The organism is Pseudomonas sp. R45(2017) (genome assembly GCF_002112305.1).
Lineage (GTDB): Bacteria > Pseudomonadota > Gammaproteobacteria > Pseudomonadales > Pseudomonadaceae > Aquipseudomonas > Aquipseudomonas paraglycinae.
On record NZ_NEHH01000011.1, the window covers coordinates 182,847 to 206,590 of the forward strand.

At 62.0% G+C, this 23,744-nt stretch carries 22 protein-coding genes; 16 read left to right on the top strand and 6 right to left on the bottom strand.

The window, feature by feature from the left end; all coding sequences use genetic code 11:
• Positions 1-30: 30 nt before the first annotated feature.
• The 3 genes from CAF74_RS24245 to CAF74_RS24255 are packed head-to-tail and all read left to right on the top strand — an operon-like array spanning position 31 to position 3,678.
• Entirely contained in the window at positions 31-1,125 is a 1,095-nt protein-coding gene (locus CAF74_RS24245; RefSeq protein ID WP_085748020.1) for a DUF3419 family protein, read from the top strand.
• Positions 1,122-2,390: an aminotransferase class I/II-fold pyridoxal phosphate-dependent enzyme gene (locus tag CAF74_RS24250; protein ID WP_085748021.1), complete on the top strand. Its 1,269-nt coding sequence runs from the start codon at positions 1,122-1,124 to the stop codon at positions 2,388-2,390. Before CAF74_RS24245 ends, CAF74_RS24250 begins: the two co-directional genes overlap by 4 nt.
• Entirely contained in the window at positions 2,380-3,678 is a 1,299-nt protein-coding gene (locus CAF74_RS24255; RefSeq protein ID WP_085748022.1) for an AMP-binding protein, read from the top strand. Before CAF74_RS24250 ends, CAF74_RS24255 begins: the two co-directional genes overlap by 11 nt.
• Positions 3,679-3,701: 23 nt before the next feature.
• On the opposite strand, the gene CAF74_RS24260 is transcribed toward CAF74_RS24255, so the two are convergent.
• Positions 3,702-4,679: an NADPH:quinone reductase gene (locus tag CAF74_RS24260; protein ID WP_085748023.1), complete on the bottom strand. Its 978-nt coding sequence runs from the start codon at positions 4,677-4,679 to the stop codon at positions 3,702-3,704.
• Positions 4,680-4,826: 147 nt separating this feature from the next.
• Here CAF74_RS24260 and hemF point away from each other — a divergent pair, with 147 nt between their 5' ends.
• Both hemF and aroE read left to right on the top strand, forming a co-directional pair.
• Positions 4,827-5,741: an oxygen-dependent coproporphyrinogen oxidase gene (gene hemF / locus CAF74_RS24265; RefSeq protein WP_007954079.1), complete on the top strand. Its 915-nt coding sequence runs from the start codon at positions 4,827-4,829 to the stop codon at positions 5,739-5,741.
• A gap of 9 nt (positions 5,742-5,750) precedes the next feature.
• The gene (gene aroE / locus CAF74_RS24270) at positions 5,751-6,572 is read left to right on the top strand and encodes a shikimate dehydrogenase (RefSeq protein ID WP_064379616.1); all 822 of its coding nucleotides are present in this window, start codon (positions 5,751-5,753) and stop codon (positions 6,570-6,572) included.
• A gap of 7 nt (positions 6,573-6,579) precedes the next feature.
• Here the strand turns inward: aroE and CAF74_RS24275 are convergent, their stop codons facing one another.
• From CAF74_RS24275 to betC, 3 genes are all read right to left on the bottom strand, one after another.
• Positions 6,580-8,148, bottom strand: coding sequence for a SulP family inorganic anion transporter (locus CAF74_RS24275; protein ID WP_085748024.1), 1,569 nt, complete (start codon positions 8,146-8,148; stop codon positions 6,580-6,582).
• 102 nt (positions 8,149-8,250) lie between these two features.
• Entirely contained in the window at positions 8,251-9,168 is a 918-nt protein-coding gene (gene choX / locus CAF74_RS24280; RefSeq protein ID WP_085748025.1) for a choline ABC transporter substrate-binding protein, read from the bottom strand.
• Positions 9,169-9,184: 16 nt separating this feature from the next.
• Positions 9,185-10,699, bottom strand: coding sequence for a choline-sulfatase (gene betC / locus CAF74_RS24285; RefSeq protein WP_085748026.1), 1,515 nt, complete (start codon positions 10,697-10,699; stop codon positions 9,185-9,187).
• Positions 10,700-10,813: 114 nt separating this feature from the next.
• Here betC and CAF74_RS24290 point away from each other — a divergent pair, with 114 nt between their 5' ends.
• On the top strand, positions 10,814-11,764 hold the full coding sequence (locus CAF74_RS24290) for a LysR family transcriptional regulator (RefSeq protein WP_085748027.1): 951 nt from the start codon (positions 10,814-10,816) through the stop codon (positions 11,762-11,764).
• 4 nt (positions 11,765-11,768) lie between these two features.
• On the opposite strand, the gene CAF74_RS24295 is transcribed toward CAF74_RS24290, so the two are convergent.
• Positions 11,769-12,428 (bottom strand): NAD(P)-dependent oxidoreductase, encoded by a 660-nt coding sequence (locus CAF74_RS24295; RefSeq protein WP_085748028.1) that lies wholly within the window; start codon positions 12,426-12,428, stop codon positions 11,769-11,771.
• 84 nt (positions 12,429-12,512) lie between these two features.
• On the opposite strand from CAF74_RS24295, the gene CAF74_RS24300 reads away from it, so the two are divergent.
• Positions 12,513-12,839 (top strand): DOPA 4,5-dioxygenase family protein, encoded by a 327-nt coding sequence (locus CAF74_RS24300; RefSeq protein ID WP_085748029.1) that lies wholly within the window; start codon positions 12,513-12,515, stop codon positions 12,837-12,839.
• Here the strand turns inward: CAF74_RS24300 and CAF74_RS24305 are convergent, their stop codons facing one another.
• Positions 12,840-13,241, bottom strand: a complete 402-nt coding sequence (locus CAF74_RS24305; protein WP_085748030.1) for a GFA family protein — start codon at positions 13,239-13,241, stop codon at positions 12,840-12,842.
• 323 nt (positions 13,242-13,564) lie between these two features.
• Here CAF74_RS24305 and CAF74_RS24310 point away from each other — a divergent pair, with 323 nt between their 5' ends.
• From CAF74_RS24310 to CAF74_RS24350, 9 genes are all read left to right on the top strand, one after another.
• Positions 13,565-14,872 carry a CitMHS family transporter gene (locus CAF74_RS24310; protein ID WP_007954069.1) on the top strand — a complete coding sequence of 436 codons (1,308 nt, stop codon included), beginning with the start codon at positions 13,565-13,567 and terminating at the stop codon, positions 14,870-14,872.
• Between the two features lie 71 nt (positions 14,873-14,943).
• Positions 14,944-15,711, top strand: coding sequence for a TerC family protein (locus CAF74_RS24315; RefSeq protein ID WP_085748031.1), 768 nt, complete (start codon positions 14,944-14,946; stop codon positions 15,709-15,711).
• A gap of 214 nt (positions 15,712-15,925) precedes the next feature.
• Positions 15,926-17,584, top strand: a complete 1,659-nt coding sequence (locus CAF74_RS24320) for a Na/Pi cotransporter family protein (protein ID WP_085748032.1) — start codon at positions 15,926-15,928, stop codon at positions 17,582-17,584.
• A gap of 94 nt (positions 17,585-17,678) precedes the next feature.
• Positions 17,679-19,070, top strand: coding sequence for a pitrilysin family protein (locus CAF74_RS24325; RefSeq protein ID WP_085748033.1), 1,392 nt, complete (start codon positions 17,679-17,681; stop codon positions 19,068-19,070).
• A 75-nt stretch (positions 19,071-19,145) separates the two neighbouring features.
• The gene (locus CAF74_RS24330; RefSeq protein WP_085748034.1) at positions 19,146-20,174 is read left to right on the top strand and encodes a DUF5924 family protein; all 1,029 of its coding nucleotides are present in this window, start codon (positions 19,146-19,148) and stop codon (positions 20,172-20,174) included.
• Between the two features lie 55 nt (positions 20,175-20,229).
• Positions 20,230-21,378: an ABC transporter permease gene (locus CAF74_RS24335; protein WP_045121722.1), complete on the top strand. Its 1,149-nt coding sequence runs from the start codon at positions 20,230-20,232 to the stop codon at positions 21,376-21,378.
• Positions 21,375-22,178 carry an ABC transporter ATP-binding protein gene (locus CAF74_RS24340; RefSeq protein WP_039764888.1) on the top strand — a complete coding sequence of 268 codons (804 nt, stop codon included), beginning with the start codon at positions 21,375-21,377 and terminating at the stop codon, positions 22,176-22,178. Before CAF74_RS24335 ends, CAF74_RS24340 begins: the two co-directional genes overlap by 4 nt.
• Before the next feature lies 1 nt (position 22,179).
• On the top strand, positions 22,180-23,118 hold the full coding sequence (locus tag CAF74_RS24345; protein ID WP_085748035.1) for an MlaD family protein: 939 nt from the start codon (positions 22,180-22,182) through the stop codon (positions 23,116-23,118).
• Entirely contained in the window at positions 23,115-23,741 is a 627-nt protein-coding gene (locus CAF74_RS24350) for an ABC-type transport auxiliary lipoprotein family protein (RefSeq protein ID WP_085748036.1), read from the top strand. The genes CAF74_RS24345 and CAF74_RS24350 overlap by 4 nt, the downstream gene beginning before the upstream one ends.
• Positions 23,742-23,744 lie beyond the last annotated feature (3 nt).

Consider the following 23,744-nt stretch of genomic DNA (forward strand, 5'->3'; position numbering starts at 1 on the left):
CATGTTCAGATCAGAAGGCTGGGGGCAGACATGGCTGATTATTTCGACCGGCTCAACTACACGCTCGGCGATGAGGACACCGCGCTTGAGTACGCGATCCTGCCCAGACATGCCGGGCACGTGCTGGGTATCGCCGGATGCGGCGGCCGGCTCTTGCCGTTATTGGCCGCCGCCCCGGCACGCATGACCTGTACCGATATCAGCGCGCCGCAACTGGCGTTTACCCGATTGCGTTTTGCCCTGCTGGAACAGACGGATCACGAGTCGTTCATGGCGTTCATGGGCTATCGAATGGAAAGTATGAGGGCGCGACGCCGCTCCATCTTCCAGCAACTGGTTTTACCGCCGGCGGATCGTCGCTGGCTGTCCGTGTTTTTTCAGTCCCGACGTTGGGAAGCGCCGATCTACATGGGCGCATTCGAGCAGACCCTGAAGCGCTTGGCGAAGATCACCGGACTGTTCACCGGCAAGGCCGGCCGGGGCATTTTTCAGTTCAGCCAGCTCGAGGAGCAAACGGCGTATTACCGAAACCGCTTTCCCCTCAAGCGCTGGAAAGCCGTGATCGCTTTGCTGGGAAACGCAGCAGTCCTCAATTCGCTGCTGTACAAGGGCGCGTTTCCACCCAACAACCTGGGGATCAGTTCCCGCGCGGCGTATCTGGAAATTTTCCATACGTTGTTCACCACTCAGGTGGTCCGCGAGAGCTTTTTCCTGCAAATGCTGTTTTTCGGTGAGCTGCGTTATCCACAAGGCTTTCCGCTGGAGTGCGATCCGCAGATTTTCCAGCGGGCCCGCGAGGGGCTTCAGCAGTGCGAGTTACGCGTGGTGCAGACCGACATCCTTGACTGTGTTGCCGGGGAAACAGCCATCGATTTCGTATCGCTGTCGGACGTGCCTTCCTTTATGCCCGAAGCGGCCGGCAAGAACGTTTTGCAGCGCCTGGCACCGGCCCTGTCGGAAAACGCACAGGTGGTCATGCGCGGGCATTTGCATGTGGTGCGACCCGATTGCGCAGGTTTCTGCGATATCACCCAGCAGTACCAGGCAGACATTGCGCGAGAAAAAACCCAGCTCTGGCATGTCCAGATCTATCGCCGCACACCCTCTTTGCAGGTATCCCGATGAACACTTTTCAACCGACCGTCAATTGGGTCAAAAACCGTGTCCGGCAAGCGCGTGACGATCAGCAACAGCTATTCGATGCCGGGCTCAATGGTCTGAAACTGGCTAAACGTGAAGGCAAAGAGATCGAGCTCGACAGCGGTGAACGGCTGACCGAGTTTCTCTCGTGTTCTTATCTGGGGCTGGAGTGTGATCCTCGCTTGATTCAGGAGGCGATGCACTCCGTCGAGTCCTTCGGCGTGCAGTTCGCCGCCGCACGAACCCGGGCGCTGTTGCCACCCATGCGTGAGCTGGATGAACTGCTGAACCGGATATTTCAGGGGCATTCGGTCACCTTCAACTCGGTGGGCAGTGCGCACCTTGGCTGTCTGCCGCTTCTCGGCTCCGGCGAGATGCCCTCATATCCCATGCGTCGTGGCCCCTGCTGGGTTGTCGACCGTTCCGCTCATGCTTCGATGCAAGTGCTGCAAGGCATTCTCTGGCAATTCGGGCCGATACAGCGCCGCGATTGCAGCGATGTAGAGCAGGTGGAGGAAGCGTGCTCAACGGCGGTCGCGGCGGGTAATACGCCCATTATCCTGACCGACAGCATTGGCTCGATGCGCGGTGTTTACCCGATCAACCGGCTGCTGCAACTGGCGGAGCGTTTCGACGGTTATCTCTATGCGGATGACGCCCACGGCACCTCGATCCATGGCGTGGCTGGAGGTGGTTACGCACTGGACGCGGCGGATGAACGACAACGCGGCCGGCTGATCCTGGTGTCGTCGCTGTCGAAGGCGTTCGGTGCAACCGGTGGGGCGATCACTGTGCGCACCGAAGCGGATGCCGAAATGATCCGGCGTCATGCGTCGACCTACACGTTTGGCGGACCATTGTCAGTTGGCGGGGTGGGCGCGGCAGTTGCTTCGGGGAAAATTCATTTGTCGCCGGAATTGGGTCAGTTGCAGGTGGCGCTGTGGAGAAATATCGCCACGATCGACCGTTTGCTGGGGCCAGTGCTGGGTAATCATCACGTCGCATCCCCCATTCGTTTCGTCCGCGTCGGCGCCGAGAAAGATGCGATCAGCCTGGCGCAGCATTTGCGCCGGCAGGGTATGGCGGTCACCACCGCGCTGTTTCCGGTGGTGGCCAAGGGCGAGGCGATTCTGCGTCTGGCCATCAGCGCGAGTCACAGTCAGCGCCAGCTGGAATGTCTGGCGAACGCCGTCCGTAGCGGATTCGATGAGCTGGGCATTCGTCAGGGAGGGCGCGGCCATGAGCAATGAACTCGTCACGGATGTATCGGCCGAGGCTCTAACACACAAATTGGCTTACGCACGCTCACTGCCATGGTTTCGTGCGCTGTATCCGAAAATCCTGGAAGTACAGGGATTGGCCGATCTGCATCGACTGCCGGTTCTGGCGGTGGAAGACGAGTCCGGCGGCGGGCTGTTTTCCGCGCTCGGTGAAGCTTCACATCGAGCACTGGGTGGCGGGCTGACCCTGACCTCGGGAGGCAGCACCGGCAATCGCAAACAGATCACCCATTCCTGGGCGTTCAACGCTGCAATCGTACCCTTGGGGGCACGGATGTTCGGCGAGACGGACGAACGCCCTGAGGTGGTCATCAACTGCCTGATGGCCGGGGAAATGCAGGGCGCCTTTCAATACGCGTCGGCCATCGTCCAGCACATTGGCGCACGCCTGCTGCCTGGCGGTTCACAGATGGGCGTGCAGCGCGTTGCCGAGCTGATTCAGGCACACAAGGTGGATACGTTGATATGCACACCCTCCTTCGCCGCCGCGTTGTTCAATCATGAAACAGTCGGCGCTGTGCAATTGTGCAGCCTGCAGTGGCTTTACTACATTGGAGAATCCTGCGGTAAAACGCTGCAGGACCAGTTGGCCCGGGATTGGCCGACGCTGAAGATCCGCTCGCTGGGTTACAGCTCGACTGAGACCGGTCCCATCGGTTTTCAGTGTGCCCATCTGGACCACGGTTCTTATCACCTGCATGCCGATGCCATGTTGCTCGAAGTGGTTGATCCGCTGACCCTGCAAGCTGTGGCTGAAGAAGAAACCGGTGAGTTTTTACTGACGCCGCTGCTGCCCGATCATTTGCCGTTGCTGCGCTACCGGATCGGGGATCGTGGGCGAATCCTGCGCACAGTGACGAAGTGTGCCTGTGGCAGTCCCATGCCGGTGCTGGCGCTTGAGGGGCGGGTCGAGACATCGATCAAACTGGGTGGCGCGCTCATCACCCAGTCACAGGTATTGCACGTACTCCGGCAGCTTTTGCCGCAGTTGCAGGCCACCGATGTCCAGGTGCAGATTGATCGACGGCCCGAGGGGGCACGCATGCGTCTGGTCCTCGCCGAAGACTCACTGACAGCCGACACACGAAGCGTCATTGAAGATGCGTTGCAGGTTGAAGGACAAGCCAGCGCACTGTTCAGGTTGCCCGGTGTGCTGGGGCTGGAGGTGAAGCGTCTTGCTCGTCAGGAGTTCGAAACCACCCTGGCCGGCAAGACGCCGTTTTTTGTGACGTCTGAACAGACCCCGGCACCGTCATGAAGATGGGACGAGGTCATCGGTGGTCAGGGCAGCAGGACAGTCGAGCCCGTGGTGCGCCGCGCCGACAGTTCGGTCTGGGCTTTGGCCGCGTCAGCCAGCGGATAACGCTGGCTGATATCCACTTTCAGCTTGCCGCTGGTGATCATCCCGAACAGCTCGTCGGCCATGCGCTGCAGGTTTTCGGCGTTGTTGGCGTAGGTCGCCAGAGTTGGCCGGGTGACGTACAGCGAGCCTTTCGCCGCCAGAATCCCCAGATTCACGCCGTCAACCGCGCCCGACGCATTGCCGAAGCTCACCAGCAGGCCACGGGGCGCCACGCTGTCCAGCGAAGCCGGCCAGGTGTCCTTGCCGACGCCGTCGTAGACCACCGGGACTTTTTTCCCGTCGGTCAATTCCAACACGCGCTGGGCGACGTTTTCGTGGCTGTAGTCGATGGTTTCCCAGGCGCCATGGGCCTTGGCGAGATCGGCTTTGGCTTTCGAGCTGACGGTGCCGATCAGCTTCACGCCCAGGGCTCTGGCCCATTGGCAGGCGAGCAAACCGACGCCCCCGGCCGCTGCGTGGAACAGAATGGTTTCACCACCCTTGAGTTCGTAGGTCTGGCGCAGCAGGTACTGCACGGTCAGGCCCTTGAGCATCACGCCGGCGGCGGTTTCGAAGCTGATGGCGTCCGGCAGGTGCACCAGATTCGCTTCCGGCAAGACGTGGACGTCGCTGTACGCGCCCAACGGGCCGCTGCCGTACGCCACACGGTCACCGACCTTGAACCGGGTGACCTCGCTGCCCACGGCCTCGACGATACCGGCGCCTTCCGCACCCACACCCGACGGCAAGGTCGGTGGCGAGTAAAGACCGCTGCGGTAGTAGGTGTCGATGAAGTTCAGGCCGATGGCCTTGTTGCTCACGCGAACCTGCTGCGGACCGGGTTCGGCGGGTTGATAGTCAACGTACTCGAGCACTTCGGGGCCGCCGTGGGCGCGGAACTGGATTCGCTTGGCCATCTGCCTACTCCTTGGGTCATTTGGGAAGGTCCCTATCGAACGCTCATGCTTGATCTTCGTCAACTGCGGCGTGCCGGTTTGCGATGGTATGCTACGCGCCCATTTGCGCGGGGCGCCGCGCAGTTCCGCCCGATCCAAGGTGAAGCCATGACGACCCGCACCGACGCCGTAAAGGCCTATCTGCTCGACCTGCAAGACCGCATCTGCGCCGCGCTGGAAACTGAAGACGGCGGCACGCGCTTTGTCGAAGACGCCTGGACCCGTCCGGCCGGCGGTGGCGGTCGGACCCGGGTGATCGAGAACGGCACGGTGATCGAAAAGGGCGGCGTCAACTTTTCCCACGTCTTCGGCAGTGGCCTGCCACCGTCTGCCAGTGCCCATCGGCCGGAGCTGGCCGGGCGTGGTTTCGAAGCCCTTGGCGTGTCGCTGGTGATCCATCCGCACAACCCGCATGTGCCGACGTCCCACGCCAACGTACGTTTTTTCATCGCCGAGAAGGAAGGTGAAGAACCGGTCTGGTGGTTCGGCGGTGGCTTCGACCTGACCCCGTACTACGGCAACGAAGAAGACTGCATCCACTGGCACCGCGTCGCCGAACAGGCCTGCGCGCCGTTCGGCCCGGACGTCTACCCGCGCTACAAGGCCTGGTGCGACACCTACTTCCACATCAAGCATCGCCACGAGCCGCGCGGCATCGGTGGCCTGTTCTTCGATGACCTGAACGAGTGGGACTTCGACACCAGTTTCGCCTTCATGCGCGCCATCGGCGATGCGTACATCGACGCTTATCTGCCGATCGTGCAGCGACGCAAGAACGATGCGTTCACCGCCAAGCAGCGCGAGTTCCAGGAATTCCGTCGCGGCCGTTATGTCGAGTTCAACCTGGTTTACGACCGTGGCACCCTGTTCGGCCTGCAATCGGGCGGGCGCACCGAGTCGATCCTGATGTCGCTGCCGCCGCAAGTGCGCTGGGCCTACGACTGGAAAGCCGAGCCGGGCAGCGAAGAAGCGCGCCTGACCGAGTACTTCCTGCAAGATCGCGACTGGCTGGCCCAGGCCTGAGGATTTCCGATGGATCGTTACGTCGTTTTCGGTAACCCGATCGGCCACAGCAAGTCGCCGATGATTCACAAACTGTTCGCCGAACAAACCGGGCAAAGCCTCGACTACAGCACCCTGCTGGCGCCGCTCGACGATTTTTCCGGCTGCGCAACGGCGTTTTTCCAGGAAGGTCGCGGCGCCAACGTGACCGTACCGTTCAAGGAAGATGCTTATCGCCTGGCCAACAGCCTGACCGCCCGCGCCGAACGCGCGGGTGCGGTGAACACCCTGAGCAAACTGGCCGACGGCAGCCTGCTCGGCGATAACACCGACGGCGCCGGTCTGGTGCGGGATCTGACGGTCAACGCCGGGTTCAGCCTCACCGGCAAACGCATTCTGCTGCTCGGCGCCGGTGGCGCAGTGCGCGGTGCGCTGGAGCCGTTGCTGGCGGAGAAACCGGCCTCGGTGATCATCGCCAACCGCACGGTGGACAAGGCCGAGCTGCTGGCCGAACTGTTCTGTGATTTGGGACCGGTGTCGGCCAGTGGTTACGACTGGTTGCGCGAGCCGGTGGACGTGATCATCAACGCCACCTCCGCCAGCCTCACCGGCGACGTGCCGCCGATTGCCCCAAGCCTGATCGAGCCCGGCAAGACGCTGTGCTACGACATGATGTACGGCAAGGAACCGACCGCGTTCTGCCGCTGGGCCAGCGAGCATGGCGCAGGCGTGGTGATGGACGGCTTGGGCATGCTGGCCGAACAGGCTGCCGAAGCGTTCTTCCTGTGGCGCGGTGTGCGTCCGGACACTGCGCCGGTTCTGGCGGAATTGCGTCGGCAGTTGGCGCTGTAAGGCGCCCTCAGTCCTCGAACCGGATCGGGCATTTCTCCGGCCCTTCGAGTTTGCGCAACTCCTCCACCACCTGCGGTCGCGCCTGACGCAAGGTCAGGCTGCGATCCTGGCGCAGAAGCCGCCGGGCTTCCTGATGGAGCATTTCCACGCCTGAATAGTCGATGAAGTTGATCTGCTGCGCCTCGATCACCACCCGCGCGCCATGCATCCGTTGCAGGCGTACTTGCAGGTAGTGGCTCGCGCCGAAAAAGATCGACCCGCCGACCCGCAACACATCGTCTTCACCATCGCGCCAATGCTGCACCCTCGGCTGCGAAGTGCGCTTGAGGTAGAAAAACAACGAGGCCAGCACGCCGGCATAGATCGCCGTCTGCAATTCCAGCAGCAACGTGGCGACGCAGGTCAGGCTCATCACCACAAATTCCGCCCGGCTGACCCGCAGCAACGCGCGAATGCCGCGATGATCCACCAGTCCCCAGGCGATCAGCAGAATGCTGCCGGCCATGGCCGGGATCGGAATGTGCGCGATCAGCCCGGCACCGAAGATCGCGAACAACGCCACCCACAACGCCGAAAACACCCCGGCCAGCGGCGAACAGGCCCCGGCCTCGTAGCTCAGCCCGGAACGGGTGAACGAGCCGGCCGACAACGATCCCGAAAAGAACGCCCCGACAATGTTCGAAAGACCCTGGGCGCGGACTTCCTGGTTGGCGTCGAGCAGCTGTTGCGAGCGTGCGGAAATTGAACGGGCAATCGACAGGCTGGTGACCAGCCCGAGCATGCCCACCGCCACGGCGCTGGGCAGCAGGCGCAGGATCAGGTCCATATCCAGCGGCAATCCACTGAACGGCGGCAAGCGCCCGACAAACGCGCTGACCAGTTGAACATGGCCGAACATCGCCGGCCACAGCCACACCACCAGACTGCCGAGGACCAAGGTCATCAACAGCGTCGGCCAGCGCGGCAGCCATTGTTTGAGCAAGGCGCCAACCACCACCGTGGCCGCACCGAGGACCAGCGATGGTTTATCCACAGTCCCGAGATGGCGAAGCAAATCCATCAGGCTGGCCAGCGCCGTGGCCTTGGCCGGCAGATCCAGCCCCAGCAGGTTCGGCAATTGACCGATCGCAATCACCACCGCCGCGCCGAGGGTGAAACCGAGCACAACGGAATGCGAGACGAAATTTACCAGCGCGCCGAAGCGCAACAGGCCGAGCAGCCACTGGAAAATCCCGGCAAGGAAGGTCAGCAGCAGGATCAGGGTGATGTAGTCCTGTGACGCAGGCACGGCCAACGGACTGACACTGGCGAACAGCACAATCGAAATCGCTGCTGTCGGGCCGCAGATCAGATGCCACGACGAGCCCCACAGGCAGGCGATCAATACCGGGACGATGGCGGCATAGAGCCCGTATTCCGGTGGGAGACCGGCGATCAGGGCGTAGGCAATCGACTGGGGCAACGCGAGAATCGCCCCGCTGAGCCCGACGACCAGGTCCCGCCCGACGCTGGCGCGAGTCTGCCGGGGCAGCCAGGTCAGGAAGGGGAAAAGTGAGCGACGGCTGGGGAGGGCCATGGATCCTCTCGGGTGAAATTTTGCGCATTGTACGCAGCCCGGGACGCGGAGCGTCCATTGCGGCATTCCCACGCAGAGCGTGGGAACGATCGGCCCGCGCAGTTACAGTTTGGCTTTAACGGCCGGCAACGCATCTTTGCCGTCCACGGTCTTCACCCCATCAAGCCACTTGTCCAACACCGCCGGATTCGCCTTGATCCACGCCTTCACCGCCTCCGCATTGCTGACCTTCTTGTTCACCACCTCGGCCATGATGCTGTTCTCCATCTCCTGAGTGAACGAAAGATTGGTCAGCAATTTACCCACATTCGGACAGGCCTCGGCGTAGCCCTTGCGGGTCAGGGTGTAGACGCTACCCGTGTCGCCAAAGTACTTCTCGCCACCCTTGAGGTAATGCATTTTCAGCTGCACGTTCATCGGGTGCGGAGTCCAGCCGAGGAAGGTGACGAACTTCTGCTTCTTCACCGCCCGCGAGACTTCGGCCAGCATCGCCTGTTCGCTGGACTCGATCAGCTTCCACTGGCCCAGGTCGAAGTCGTTCTTCTTGATGATCTCCTGCAGCGAGATGTTCGCCGGCGCGCCGGAGCCGATGCCGTAAATCTTCTTCTCGAATTTATCGGCGTACTTATTCAGGTCGGCAAAGTTATGCACACCCGCGTCCCACACGTAATCCGGCACGGCCAGGGTGAATTCGGTGCCGTCGAGGTTCTTCGCCAGTTGGGTGACGTCACCGGTGGCGACGAACTTGTCGTAGAAGCCCTGCTGCGCCGGCATCCAGTTGCCGAGGAACACGTCGACCTGCCCGTCCTTCAAGCCGCCGAAGGTGATCGGCACCGCGAGCGTGTCGACCTTGGCCTTGTAGCCCATGCCCTCCAGCAGAAACCCGGTGATGGCGTTGGTCGCGGCGATGTCGCTCCAGCCGGGGTCGGCCATTTTCACCGTGTCGCAGCTCTCGGCGAACGCGGATGCGCTGCCCAGTGCCAGCAGACTGACCGTCACGACTGTGGATAACTTGACCATGGACTTCCCCTTAACGTTATTGGTTTTGGCAGGGTTGTGGATAACGGGCCTTGCGCTCCAGGTCATCGAGGTCGATGTGGTTGCGCATGTACTGCTGACTGGCGTCCACCAGCGGCTGGTGATCCCAGCTCTTCAGCTTGCCGATCGTCAGCGCCTCGGAGACGAAGCGCCGGCGACGCTGGCTTTCGAGGACTTCACGGTGGATCGCCGGGATGTCCCACTTGGCCCGTGCTTCAGCAAGAAAATCGTCGAAAAGCTGGCGATGTTGCGGTGATTGGCTGAGTTCTTCCTGCTCGCGCGGATCGTTATCCACATCGAAGAGTAGGCAAGGGTCGGTTTCGCTGTAGATAAATTTGAAGGCGCCACGGCGGATCATCATCAGCGGGCTGACAGTGCCTTCGGCCATGTATTCGCCGAATACCTCGTCGTGACCGCCCTGCCCTTGCAGATGCGGCACCAACGAACGGCCGTCCAGCGGCAGGTTCGGCTCCAAGCTGCCGCCAGCCAGTTCGACGAAGGTCGGCAACAGGTCGGCGGTGGAGACGGCAGCGCTCACACGGCCCGATTTGAACTGCCCGGGCGCACTTATCAACAGGGGCACCCGCGCGGCCATTTCGTACCAGTGCATTTTGTACCAGAGGCCCTTCTCTCCCAGCATGTCGCCATGGTCGCCGGAGAACACGATGACGGTGTCGTCCGTCAGCCCACAATCTTCGAGGGTTTGCAGAAGTTTGCCGACGTTGGCGTCGATATAACTGCATGCACCGAAGTACGCGCGGCGTGCGTCGCGGATTTTATCCACAGGCAGCGGCTTGTCCCACAGGTCGTAGACCTTGAGCAAACGCTGGGAGTGCGGATCGAGTGAATGCTGATCCGGCGTCGTCGGAAGCGGGATATTCGCATCGTCGTACAAATCCCAGAACGCCTTGGGAATCGTGTACGGATCGTGAGGGTGAGTCATCGACACGGTCAGGCAGAACGGCTGATCGCCGTCCTCGCGGATATGGTCGAACAGGTATTGCTGAGCCCTGAACACCACCTCTTCATCGAAATCGAGCTGGTTGGTACGCACGCACGGGCCGGCCTGAAGCACCGAAGACATGTTGTGATACCAGCTCGGCCGCACGTCGGGCTCGTCCCAATTCACCGCCCAGCCGTAGTCGGCCGGATAAATGTCACTGGTCAGGCGCTCTTCGTAACCGTGCAGTTGATCGGGGCCGCAGAAATGCATCTTGCCCGACAGCGCGGTGCGATAACCGAGGCGGCGCAGGTAATGCGCGTAAGTGGGAATGTCGGCGGGGAAATCGGCGGCGTTGTCGTAGGCGCCGATCTTGCTCGGCAACTGGCCGCTGACCAGGGTGAAGCGCGAAGGCGCGCACAGCGGGCTGTTGCAGTAGGCGGCATCGAACACCACGCCTTGTTCGGCGAGGCGGCTGAGATTCGGCAGTTTGATCGGCGATGGGCCGTAGAACGGCAACATTGGCGCGGCCATTTGATCGGCCATGATGAAAAGAATGTTCTTGCGCTTCATGTGATCGCGGCATTCCATAGTGAATATTTATGCGACATTGCTGCGATCGAGCATGGATTCCCCGCAATATCCGGTAAAGCCCGCGCCGGACAATGACTAGGATAAGCACAGCTTATGTATGAAGCCCTCGGTGTTTTGTCGCTGGACCTGTTGCGCGCCTTCGAGGCGGCGGCCCGTCATCGCAGTTTTACCGCTGCGGCGGTGGAGCTCGGCACGACGCAACCGGCGATCAGTCAGCAGATCAAACGGCTGGAGGAACAGCTCGGAACGCGACTGTTCGATCGCATCTACCGGGGCATCGAACTGACCGAGGTCGGCTCGATCCTGTTCGAGCAGGTTACCCTCGGTTTGCAGAATATCGACGCAGGATTGAGCGCGATCAGCACGCAACAGCAACATGAAGTGCTGCAGGTCGCCACCGATTTCGCTTTCGCCGCGTATTGGCTGATGCCGCGTCTGCACCGCTTCCATGAAGCTAATCCACAGGTGGACGTGAGCCTGGTCACCAGCGAACGCAATCACAACATGCTGCGTCCGGATATCGACGTTGCCGTTCTGTTCGGCGACGGTCGCTTCAAACAGGGCGAAAGTCACTGGTTGTTCAGCGAAGAAGTGTTTCCGGTGTGCAGCCCGCAACTGCTCAAGGATCGCCCCCTGCCCTTGCCGGCCCAGGCATTGATGGAGTTTCCGCTGCTGCACCTGCGCGGGGAAAACAGCAGTAACTGGTTCGATTGGAGCGGTCTCTTCCGCGCACTGAACATCAGCACGCCGCCAGCCCCGGGCCAGCTGCGCTTCGACAATTACACCTTGTTGATTCAAGCCGCGATTGGCGGTCAGGGTGTGGCGATCGGCTGGCGGCACCTTGTGGATAACTTGCTTACCCAGGGTCTGCTGTGCCGGCCGATCGCCGAAACCACCCTGTCGCGCCTCGGTTATTACGTGGTGCTGCCGCAGCGCAAACGCCGGGGCGCGTTGATCCAGACGTTCGTGGATTGGCTGATGGCTGAACAGGCGAGCAGCGCCGAATCCCTGGCCGGGCTGGCGCTGCCGTCGATTGCGGTGTAACGGATCAAGAGGCGGCGACAAAATCCAAGTGCTGGCGCAGATGCAAATTCAGCCGCAGCTCATCGGCAATGCCCACCGCCACCCGGTTCAGGCGCTCCAGCGGTTCGGCCAGACCCGGTTCGAGCGTGCGGCCGACCTGATTGAAATGCTCGATCGTCAGCCCGGCGACGCTGCGCGGTGCGTTCACCAGCGTCCAGTGCAGCGGGCTGCTTTGCAGGGCTTCGCGCACTTCTTCGGCGGCGTGGCGTTGCAATGGGTCTGCGTTTTCCGGGTCGTCCAGGGCTTCGAATTCGCCGATGACAAACAGCCGCGAGACGTTCGCCGCCTGCAGTCCGTCGATCAGCGCATCCACCGCCAGCACCTGTTCCACCGGCCCCAGCACCACGGATTTCTCGACATGATCGCTGATCAGCGGCAAGCCCGGCGCATTCAGCAGGCAGATCACTACCGAGCTGCCGGCGACACTCTGGTTGACCCGCTCGGCATCGAGCAGATCGCCGCTTTTGGTGCGCAGCCCCGGCCGTGGCGCGAGCGCCGTCAGATCGTCGAGGATCGCGATGACTTCGTGCTGGCGACGCAGCAGTTCAGCCATCAACGCACTGCCCAGGCTACTCATGGCACCATAGAGCACCACTTTCACCGCCGGGGTTTCGGCATTTTTCATGGCTGAGGTCCCTTTTGTTTTCCCTTGTATGGCGTGTGACATACGGGCAACGCCGAGGGTTCGAACCGATTCAGAGGGTTTGCGATGCAGACGATCAAGGGTTATCACGCCCATGTTTATTACGACGCCAGCACGATCGAACAGGCGCGGGCGCTGTGTGAGCAGGCCGCGCAATTATTCCCATTGAAGATGGGCCGCGTGCATGAACGTCCGATCGGCCCGCACCCGGACTGGAGCTGCCAGTTGGCCTTCGGCCCGGAGCTGATCGGCGACGTGCTGCCGTGGCTGGCGCTCAATCGCAAGGGTTTGGTGGTGTTCCTGCACCCGGACACCGGCGATGACTTGCTCGATCACACCGAACACGCGATCTGGATGGGCGCGATGCGGCCGCTGGATCTGTCTGTTTTTTAATCAGATGGTTTCTTCGGGCTCGCCCGGCAAATGCTCGTCCAGGTGCAGCCACGGCAACTGGCTGTCGGTCCAGATATGCCGCTCGGCGGCGGCCTGCTCCGGGTGATCCAGTGTGGCAATCGTCAGATCGATGCTCTCGGGACTGAGCAACGTTACCAGCGCCAGTTGTGCGCCGCAGTTCGGACAGAAGAACCGGGCGCAACTGGTCGATGAGTCATAGCGCGAAGGCGTCCCCGCCAGCCACTGGAAGTTCGCCGCCGGCAGCGTGATCCAGGTAGTGACGATGCCACCGCTGACCTTTCGACAGATCGAACAATGACAGTGGGCGATGTCCTGCAACGCGCCGCTGAACTGATAGCGGATATGTCCGCAATGGCAGCCACCGCCGTGCAACTCAGTCATCGCCCTGCCCTCCGCTTCCCGTGTTCATTGACTCTAGCCCGCATCCGACGGCCGGTTGGCCGTTCGCCCAAAGCTTTCTTGCGCGAAAGGTAGCTGAAAGGTTCCCCGATTAGGATCGCCCCCACTGCCGGCAACAGACCGGTTGGCCAACGCGTGTGATTGCTCGCACGACAGGCCCAATTAACAACAACAATGGTGATTCTGATGTCCTCTGTAACCCGCCTCCTCGCTGCAACTCCGCCCGTACGCCTCGTGCTTCCCGTTCTGCGCTGATCCCGCCGATCCGCTCACTTACCTAGCCGCGCTACGCCTGGAGTATTCCCATGCTGACTTTCCTTGGCTTCGCCATGGTCATCACGTTCATGTTCCTGATCATGACCAAGCGCCTGTCTGCGCTGATCGCTCTGATCATCATCCCGATCCTGTTCGCTTTGTTCGGTGGCTTTGCGCCGAAGATCGGCCCGATGATGCTCGAAGGTATTACCAAGCTTGCGCCGACCGGCGTGATGCTGATGTTCGCGATTCTGTATTTCGCCCTGATGATCGACTCCGGCCTGTTCGACCCGGCCGTGCGCAAGATCCTCAAACTGGTCAAGGGCGACCCGCTGAAAGTTTCGGTCGGCACCGCCGTACTGGCGCTCGTCGTTTCCCTCGATGGTGACGGCGCGACCACTTACATGATCTGCGTGGCCGCCATGCTGCCGCTGTACAGCCGCATCGGCATGAGCCCGCGGATCATGGCCGGTCTGATCATCCTCGCCGGCGGCGTGATGAACATGACCCCATGGGGTGGCCCGACCGCCCGTGCCGCCAGTGCGCTGCACGTGGACCCGTCGGACATTTTCGTACCGATGATCCCGGCGATGGCTGCCGGTGTGGTGGCGATCCTGATCATTGCCTACTTCTACGGCAAACGTGAGCGTGCGCGTCTGGGCGAGCTGCACCTGATCGGCGACGAAATCGATCACAGCGAAATCAGCGTTTCGCAATTCCCGGATGCCCGCCGTCCGAAACTGATCTGGTTCAACGGCCTGCTGACCCTGGCCCTGATGTGCACTCTGATCGCCGGCCTGTTGCCGCTGCCGGTGCTGTTCATGGTGGCGTTCAGTATTGCCATGATCGTCAACTACCCTTGCCTGCAAATGCAGAAGGATCGCGTCGCCGCCCACGCCGGCAGCGTGCTGTCGGTGGTCAGTCTGATCTTCGCGGCAGGCATTTTCACCGGTATCCTGTCGGGCACCGGCATGGTCGATGCGATGTCGAAAAGCCTGCTGGCGGTGATCCCTGATTTCCTCGGCCCGTACCTGGCGGTGATCACGGCGCTGGTGAGCATGCCGTTCACGTTCTTCATGTCGAACGATGCGTTCTACTACGGTGTGTTGCCGGTGTTGTCCGAAGCGGCCAGCCATTACGGCATCACCGCGGTGGAAATGGCCCGTGCCTCGATCGTCGGTCAGCCGGTTCACCTGCTGAGCCCACTGGTGCCGTCGACATACCTGCTGGTCGCACTGGCGGGGATCGAGTTCGGCGATCATCAGCGTTTCACCCTGAAGTGGGCAGTGCTGGTCTGCCTGTGCATACTGGTCGCAGCCTTGCTGTTGGGGACTTTCCCGCTGTTCAGCACGTTGTAACGGCACCAAACTCACCAGGACGCCAGCTGATTGCTGGCGTCCTGGTTTAACACTCGCTCAAAGGAATACACATGGAATGGCTGACCAACCCTGAGATCTGGGTTGCCTTCTTCACCCTGACCGCCCTGGAAATCGTTCTGGGCATCGATAACATCATCATGATTTCGATCCTGGTCAGCCGCATGCCCAAACACATGCAGCAGCGCACCCGGATCTTCGGTCTTGGCCTGGCCATGATCACGCGGATCCTGTTGCTGCTGTCGATCACCTGGGTCATGCGCCTCACCGCCGACCTGTTCGAAGTGTTCGGCCAGGGCATTTCCGGTCGCGACCTGATCCTGTTCTTCGGTGGCCTGTTCCTGCTGTGGAAAAGCTCCCAGGAGATGTACCACGCGCTGGAAGGTGAAGATGAGAGCGGCGACGAGCCTTCGGGCAAGGGCGGCAATTTCCTCTACACCATCATCCAGATCGCGATCATCGACATCGTGTTCTCGCTGGACTCGGTGATCACCGCCGTCGGCATGGTGTCCCACGTTCCGGTCATGGTTGCGGCGATCATCGTGGCCGTGCTGGTGATGATGCTGGCCTCGGGCAAGATCAGCGAGTTCATCGACAAGCACCCGTCGCTGAAAATGCTCGCGCTGTCGTTCCTGCTGGTGGTCGGCACCGTGCTGATTGCCGAATCGTTCGACGTGCACGTACCGAAAGGCTACGTCTACTTCGCCATGGCGTTCTCGCTGGCGGTCGAAGCGATCAACATCAAGATGCGCACCGCCATTGCGAAAAAACGCAAACAGCAGGATCCGGTGAAACTGCGCAAGGATATTCCGGGTCAGTAACCCGAACGCTGCGCAACAGATCAAAGGGCCTTCGGGCCCTTTTTTCATGGCTGCATGAACCTGTTTTCATGACACTTTTGTTTCAATCCCCGCTTTAGCTGTGCAATGCTGGCGCCCAGACCGTTAGCCAACTACAGCTTAAGTATCAGAACGTAGAAATTGCGCGGTACCGTCCACTTGCCCCTCTGGGGCGCTGCCATTACAGGGGGTCTGCATGCTCACCCTGCTCAATCTGCTTTCTGCCGTGGCCCTGCTGATCTGGGGCACGCACATCGTCCGAACCGGCATCCTGCGGGTGTACGGCACCAATCTGCGCCACGTGATCGGCCAGAACATGTCCAAACGCTGGCTGGCCTTTGTCGCCGGCATCGTCGTCACCGCGATGGTGCAGAGCAGCAACGCCACCGCCATGCTCGTGACGTCCTTTGTCGGTCAGGGCCTGATGGCGTTGACCCCGGCCCTGGCGACCATGCTCGGTGCCGATGTCGGTACGGCGCTGATGGCGCGGGTGCTGACGTTCGACCTGTCGTGGCTGTCGCCGCTGCTGATTTTTATCGGGGTGATTTTCTTTCTGTCGCGCAAACAGACGCGGCTCGGGCAGATGGGCCGCGTGTCCATCGGGTTGGGGCTGATCATTCTGGCGCTGCAACTGATCGTCGAGGCCGCTGCGCCGATCACCCATGCCCAAGGGGTGAAGGTGATTTTTGCGTCGCTGACCGGCGATATCCTGCTCGACGCCCTGGTCGGCGCGTTGTTCGCGATGATTTCCTATTCCAGCCTCGCCGCCGTGCTGCTGACCGCCACGCTCGCCGGCGCTGCGGTGATCAGTCTGCCGGTGGCTATCGGTCTGGTGATCGGCGCCAATATCGGCAGCGGCGTGCTGGCGTTCATGAGCACCAGCATGCAGAACGCCGCCGGCCGGCAGGTGGCGCTGGGCAGCCTGCTGTACAAACTGATCGGGCTGCTGCTGATCATTCCGGTACTCGACCCGCTGGTGCACTGGATCGACAGCCTGGATTTCAGCCCGCAGGAAATGGTCATCGGCTTCCACCTGCTCTACAACACCGCGCGTTGCCTGATCCTGCTGCCGAGCGTCGGGCCGATGGCGCGGCTGTGCGCCTGGCTGCTGCCGGAGCGGCCGGAGGTCAACGGCACCGCCAAGCCGCGTCACCTCGACGCCACCGCGCTGGTCACGCCGAGTCTGGCGCTGGCCAACGCCGCTCGGGAAACCCTGCGCATGGGCGACCTGATCGACAACATGCTCGACGCGACCCTCGACGTGCTGCGCGGCAAGCAGACCGCCATCACTCAGGAAATGCGCAAGCTGACCGATGATGTCGAAGCGCTGTACAGCGCGATCAAGCTGTACCTGGCGCAGATGCCCCGCGAAGATCTCGGCGAACAGGACAGTCGACGCTGGGCGGAGATCATCGAGCTGGCGATCAACCTCAAACTGGCCAGCGACCTGATCGAACGCATGCTGCGCAAAGTGCAGCAGCAGAAGACTTCTCAACGCCGGTCGTTCTCCGAAGACGGGCTGGAAGAACTGGCCGGGCTGCACCAGCAACTGATCGCCAACCTGCGGCTGGGGCTGTCGGTGTTCCTCAGCGGCGACAAGGAAAGCGCCCGCCAGTTGCTGCGCGAGAAACGTCGCTTTCGCGCACAGGAACGGCGTCTGGCCCACGCCCATGTCAGCCGGTTGCAACGTAAGATCGTGCAGAGTATCGAGACCAGTTCGTTGCACCTGGAGTTGATTGCCGACATGAAACGCCTGAACTCGCTGTTCTGCAGCAGCGCCTATGTGGTGCTGGAAACTTCCGATACCGGCGCGCTGGCGGCGGACGATATGGCGGACATCACGCATTCGCCTTGAACGTCTGGGGTTGTGGTCAGTCAGTAACTCAAGGTTCGGCCTCGCAGCCGGACTGACGACACGGATCTCCAATTCAGCCGTATGGAAGCTCGTTATGCGTTGCCTGTTGTTCGCCTGTCTGTTGCTCGGTTCCCTGCCCGCTTTCGCCCTGGATCGTTTTCAGGTCGAAGGCTATGCGCTGCCCAACGGTCTGCAATTGCTGCTCAAGCCCGGCACCGAGCGTGGGCACGTGGCGATCCGCTTGGTGATCGGCGTCGGTCTGGACGATTTCGACTGCAATGAAAAAGAGCTGCCGCACCTGCTCGAACACTTGCTGTTCAGCGGCATCGACGCCACCGGCGAAGGCGGTCTCGAAGAGCGCATGCAGGCCCTCGGTGGTGACTGGAACGCCTTCACCAGCAACGCCGACACCACCTTCGTCATCGAAGCCCCGGCGAAAAACCAGCGCAAGGTCCTCGACCTGCTGCTGGACCTGCTGACCCAGACCCGCTTCGACGACAACGCGATCAACGCTGCCAAGCGAGTGGTCGAGCGTGAGGACGGCGGTCATTACACCCGGCTGCAACGCTTTCTCGACCGGCAGGACCTGGGCCACACCGCGAGCAATCAGCTGGCGGTCGAACTGGGCATCAAATGCCCGCAGCGGGCCGAGGTCGATGGCCTGACCCGCGAACAGCTGGAGAAGGTACGCAAGGCCTGGTACGCGCCGAACAACATGACCCTGATCGTCGTCGGCGACCTCGATAAATTGCTGCCGGCCTATCTGGAACGGGCGTGGGGCGCGCTGGAAGCGGTCGAGCCGAGCGAACACCGTCCGCTGCCGGACATCCGCGCCAGCGCCGCTCACGAACGCACGATCACTCGCGGTTTCATCGGCAACAGCGCCAAGCTGCACTGGCTGGTGCCGGAGCCGGTGCTGGACGATCAGTACGACGAAACCTTCGACCTGCTCAAGGAATACCTGGAGTGGGCGTTGTACCGCCAACTGCGCCTGAACCACGGTTTGTCCTACGGGCCGTGGGCCGAACGCGAGGTGTTCGGTGGCGTCGGCTTCATGAGCCTCAACGCCGACCTGGATCGCGGTGACATCGCCGAAGCCGAACAAGTGCTGGAAGACCTCAAGGCCGACCTGCTGAAAAACGGCCTCGACGCCGACACCTTCAATCGCTTGAAACAAGCCGCCATCGCCCACCAGGCCTGGGCCGTGCAAGGCACCAGCGCCATGGCCGACTATTACTGGAGCGCGTTGGGCGACTACGAGGACGGGCGCTTTGCCGATCCTGCGCGGGAGCTGCAAGGCGTGACGCTGGAGGCGGCGAACAAGGCCATGCGCGAGTTGTTGCTGCAACCGGGTTATCTGCGGATCGAGAAACCGCTGCTCAGCGACGATCAGGTGTTGTGGCTGCTGGCGGGCGGATTGGGCGTGCTGGTGCTGATTCTGCTTGGCTGGCGCCTGCATCGGCGCAAGTCCGTGGATCCAGACTGACCGGCAGCCTCGCCACACGGCCCGGCGGGCGGTACTCTGTCGGGGTTTTTTCCTCGACTGTCGTGAACCGCCCAAATGTCTAAATTGACCCTACTGATCCAGCGCATTCTCGAACTGATGAAGCGCTACCCCGGGGTCATTGCGCTCGGCGGTTTCATCTCCGGGGTCGGCAGTTTCATTCTGGTCGACCGGCAACAGGGGCTGGCGAGCTGGATCACCACGATCATGCTGCTGAGCTGGATCTGGCTGATGCTGGAAAACAGCCTGACCAAGCTGTTCACGCGGATCTTCAAACGGGAAATCCCCCAGCCGCTGCTGCGTTACGCGACGCAGATGATCCACCAGGAAAGCCTGTTTTTCGTCCTGCCGTTCTTCTTCATCACCACCACCTGGAACAGCGGCCAGCTGTTTTTCACCGGGCTGCTGTGCATCGCGGCGCTGATCTCGATCGTTGACCCGCTCTACTACAAATGGCTGGCGCCACGGCGCTGGGCGTTCCTCGCGCTGCACACCCTGACCCTGTTCGCCGCCCTGCTCACCGCGCTGCCGGTGATCATGCACCTGACCACCTCGCAAAGCTTCAAATGGGCGCTGGGGATTGCGGTGGTGTTGTCGTTCCCGAGCCTGGCGTCGATCTTCCCGATCCGCACCGTGCGCAATGCGCTGGCGATCCTGTGTATCACGGTCGGCATCGGTGGCGTCGGTTGGGTTCTGCGTTCGTGGGTGCCGCCGGCGACGCTGTGGATGACCGACGTGGCGATCAGCACTCAGGTGCAGGACCGGGTTCCGGGCGCCAGCCTCAAGGAAGTCAGCGCCGAACAGATCCGTGGCGGCGGGCTCTATGCCTACACCGCGATCAACGCGCCGCGCGGGCTTGATGAGCGGATTTATCACGTCTGGCAATTCAACGGCAAAGAGGTCGACCGCATCGCCCTCGACATCCACGGCGGGCGCAAGGAGGGCTACCGGGCCTGGACTCACAAACAGAATTTCCCCGGCAACCCGACAGGCAAGTGGCAGGTGCGGGTGTTGACCGAGGACGGTCAGGTGATTGGCGTGCTGCGCTTCGAAGTCACGGACAGCACACCGACCAAAGAAAAGTAACCGTGTTCGTGCTATTACGTAGGTTCGTCTCAAAAGCCGAACAAGCACGGAGCTTATGACCAGCAGCCCAATGACCGGCAGTGCCCGCCTGGACACCTCGATCACCCCTGCCCGCCTGCGGGTCACCGGGGACTGGACGCTTGCCCATTACGCCGACCTCAAGCAACTGAGCGAAACGCTCCACGGCCAGTACGACGCCAACACCCCCATCGACCTCAACGGCCTCGGCGCCCTCGACACCGCCGGCGCGTCGCTGCTCGTCGAACTGCTCGGCTCCGAGCGGCTGGGAAAATCCGCCGAACACCCTGACTGCACGATTTCCAGCGCCGACCGCGCCTTGCTGCAAACCGTGTATCGCTCGCTGACCGACTTCTGCGTGCCGATCAAGGAACCGGAAATCAGCGTCAGCGTGCAATTGCTGACCCGTATCGGCCGGGCCGTTGATACGGTCTGGCAGGACACTTTGCAGCTGCTCGGTTTCGTCGGCCTGATCCTCGAAACCATCGCTCGCAGCCTGTTCCGGCCCAAGCGCTGGCGGATCACGCCGATGATCGCCCACATCGAACAGACCGGCCTCGACGCCGCGCCCATCGTCGCGTTGCTGACCTTTCTGGTGGGCGCGGTGGTGGCGTTCCTCGGGGCGACGGTGCTGGCCAGTTTCGGTGCCAGCGTGTTCACCGTGGATCTGGTGGGCTTCGCCTTTCTGCGTGAGTTCGGCGTGCTGCTCACGGCGATTCTGATGGCCGGCCGCACCGCCAGTGCCTTTACCGCGCAGATCGGCTCGATGAAGGCCAACGAGGAAATCGACGCCATTCGCACCCTCGGCCTCGATCCGATGGAATTGCTGGTGGTGCCCCGGGTGCTGGCGCTGCTGGTGGCGCTGCCGATGCTGACCTTCCTCGCGATGATCTGCGGGATCGTCGGCGGCGCGGTGGTCTGCGCGGTATCGCTGGATATCTCGCCGGCGATGTTCCTGTCGCTGCTGCAAAGCGACATAGGGATTCAACATTTCCTGGTGGGCCTGGTCAAAGCCCCGATCTTCGCGTTCCTGATCGCCGCCATAGGTTGTCTGGAAGGCTTCAAGGTCAGCGGCAGCGCCGAATCGGTCGGCGCCCACACCACCTCAAGCGTGGTGCAATCGATTTTCGTGGTGATCGTGCTCGATGCGGTTGCCGCGCTGTTTTTCATGGAGATGGGCTGGTGAGTCGTCTACCCCGCGCGCCTTCCGAGGCGGTGATCGAAGTCCGTGGCCTGTGCAATCGCTTCGGCAGCCAAAGCGTGCACGAGAACCTCGACCTGGACTTGTACAAAGGCGAAATCCTGGCCGTGGTCGGCGGCTCCGGCAGCGGCAAATCGGTGTTGCTGCGCAGCATCGTCGGCCTGCGCCAGCCCAGCGAAGGCATGGTCAAAGTGTTCGGCCAGAACCTGCCAAGCTTGCCGGAGCATGAGCGCTCGCTGATTGAGCGGCGTTTTGGTGTGCTGTTTCAGAAAGGCGCGCTGTTCTCGTCGCTGACGGTCACCGAGAACGTCGCCCTGCCCCTCATCGAGCACGCCGGGCTCAGCCGTGATGACGCCGAACATCTGGCGGCGGTGAAGCTGGCGCTGGCCGGGCTGCCGTTGTCGGCGGCGGACAAGTACCCGGCCTCGCTGTCCGGCGGCATGATCAAACGCGCGGCACTGGCCCGGGCGCTGGCGCTGGATCCGGACATCCTGTTTCTCGACGAACCCACTGCCGGCCTCGATCCGATTGGCGCCGCGCAGTTCGACCAATTGATCCTGACCCTGCGCGACGCGCTGGGTCTGAGCGTATTTCTGGTGACCCACGACCTCGACACGCTCTACACCATCACCGACCGCGTTGCGGTATTGGCGCAGAAGAAGGTGCTGGTGGCCGGTCCCATCGACGTGGTCTCGGAAACCGACGACGCGTGGATTCACGAATACTTCCACGGCCCTCGCGGCCGCTCGGCGCTGGACGCCGCCAAACAGCTCAACGAGGTCTGACATGGAAACCCGAGCCCATCATGTATTGATCGGCCTGTTCACGGTGATTGTGGTGGCGGGCGCCCTGCTCTTCGGTCTGTGGCTGGCCAAGTCCAGTGTCGACACCGAGTTCAAGGATTACGAAATCGTCTTCAACGAGGCGGTCAGCGGCCTGTCCCGGGGCAGCCCGGTGCAGTACAGCGGGATCAAGGTCGGCGACGTGGTCAGCCTGCGCCTTGATCCGAAGGACCCGCGTCGAGTGCTGGCACGGATTCGCCTGGCTGGCGACACGCCGGTCAAGGAAGACACCGAGGCCAAACTGGCCTTGGCCGGGATCACCGGCACCTCGATCATCCAGCTCAGCGGAGGCACGCCGCAAAGCCCGAAACTCAAGGGCCATGACGGCAATCTGCCGACGATTGTCGCCTCTCCCTCGCCCATCTCGCGGCTGCTCAATGACAGCAACGACTTGATGAGCGGTGTCAGCACGCTGCTGAACAATGCCAATCAGATGTTCTCCGCCGACAACATCGAGCGCGTGAGCAAAACCCTTGAACATCTGGAGCAGACCACCGGCTCGATCAACGATCAGCGCGGCGACCTGCGTCAGGCCATGCAGCAACTGGCGACGGTCGGCAAACAGGCCGGCAACATGCTTGAACAGACGTCCGCGTTGATGCGCAACGCCAACGGCCTGCTCAACGATCAGGGCAAACAGGCGCTCGGCAGCGCCGAGCAGGCGATGAAATCCCTGGAGCAGAGCAGCGCCACCATCAATGGTCTGTTGAGCAAGAATCAGAATTCCCTCGACAGCGGCATGCAGGGCCTCAACGGCCTGGCCCCGGCGATCCGCGAACTGCGTGAAACCCTGAATTCGCTGCGCGCCATTTCCCAACGCCTGGAGGCCAACCCCAGCGGTTACCTGCTGGGCAGTGACAAGAACAAGGAGTTCACGCCATGAAGCTGATTCGCCTCGCCCTCCTCGCCGGCTTCACGCTGATCAGCGCGTGCTCGATCCTGCCCAAGTCCGAACCGTCGGATGTCTATCGCCTGCCGACGGCACAGGCGCCCGCCTCGGCCAGTTCGGCATCTACCCAGCACTGGTCGCTGCGCCTGAACAAACTGCAGGCCAGTGAAGCGCTGAACCGGCCGAGCATCGCGGTGATTCCTCAGGGCGATGTGATCAGCAGTTACAAGGCCTCGCGCTGGAGCGATCCGGCGCCGGTGCTGGTGCGTAACCGCTTGCTCGATGGCTTCCAGCGCGATGGCCGGGTGTCGCTGTTGAGCACCGACGACAGCAATTTCCAGGCGGACCTGGAACTGGGTGGCAGCCTGCAGGCGTTTCAGACCGAGTATCAGGGCACGCAGGCCAGCGTGGTGGTGCGGGTCGATGCGTTGCTGGTGCGCGGTTACGACCAGCGGATCCTCGCCAGTCGCCGCTTCGAAGAACGTCAGCCGCTCAGTGATGTGAAGGTGCCGGCGGTGGTGGCCGGCTTCGGTCAGGCCAGTGATCGCCTCACCGCGAAGGTGGTGGCGTGGGCGGTGGAGCAAGGGCAGAAAGTTGCCCCACCTGCCCGGCCCTGAATA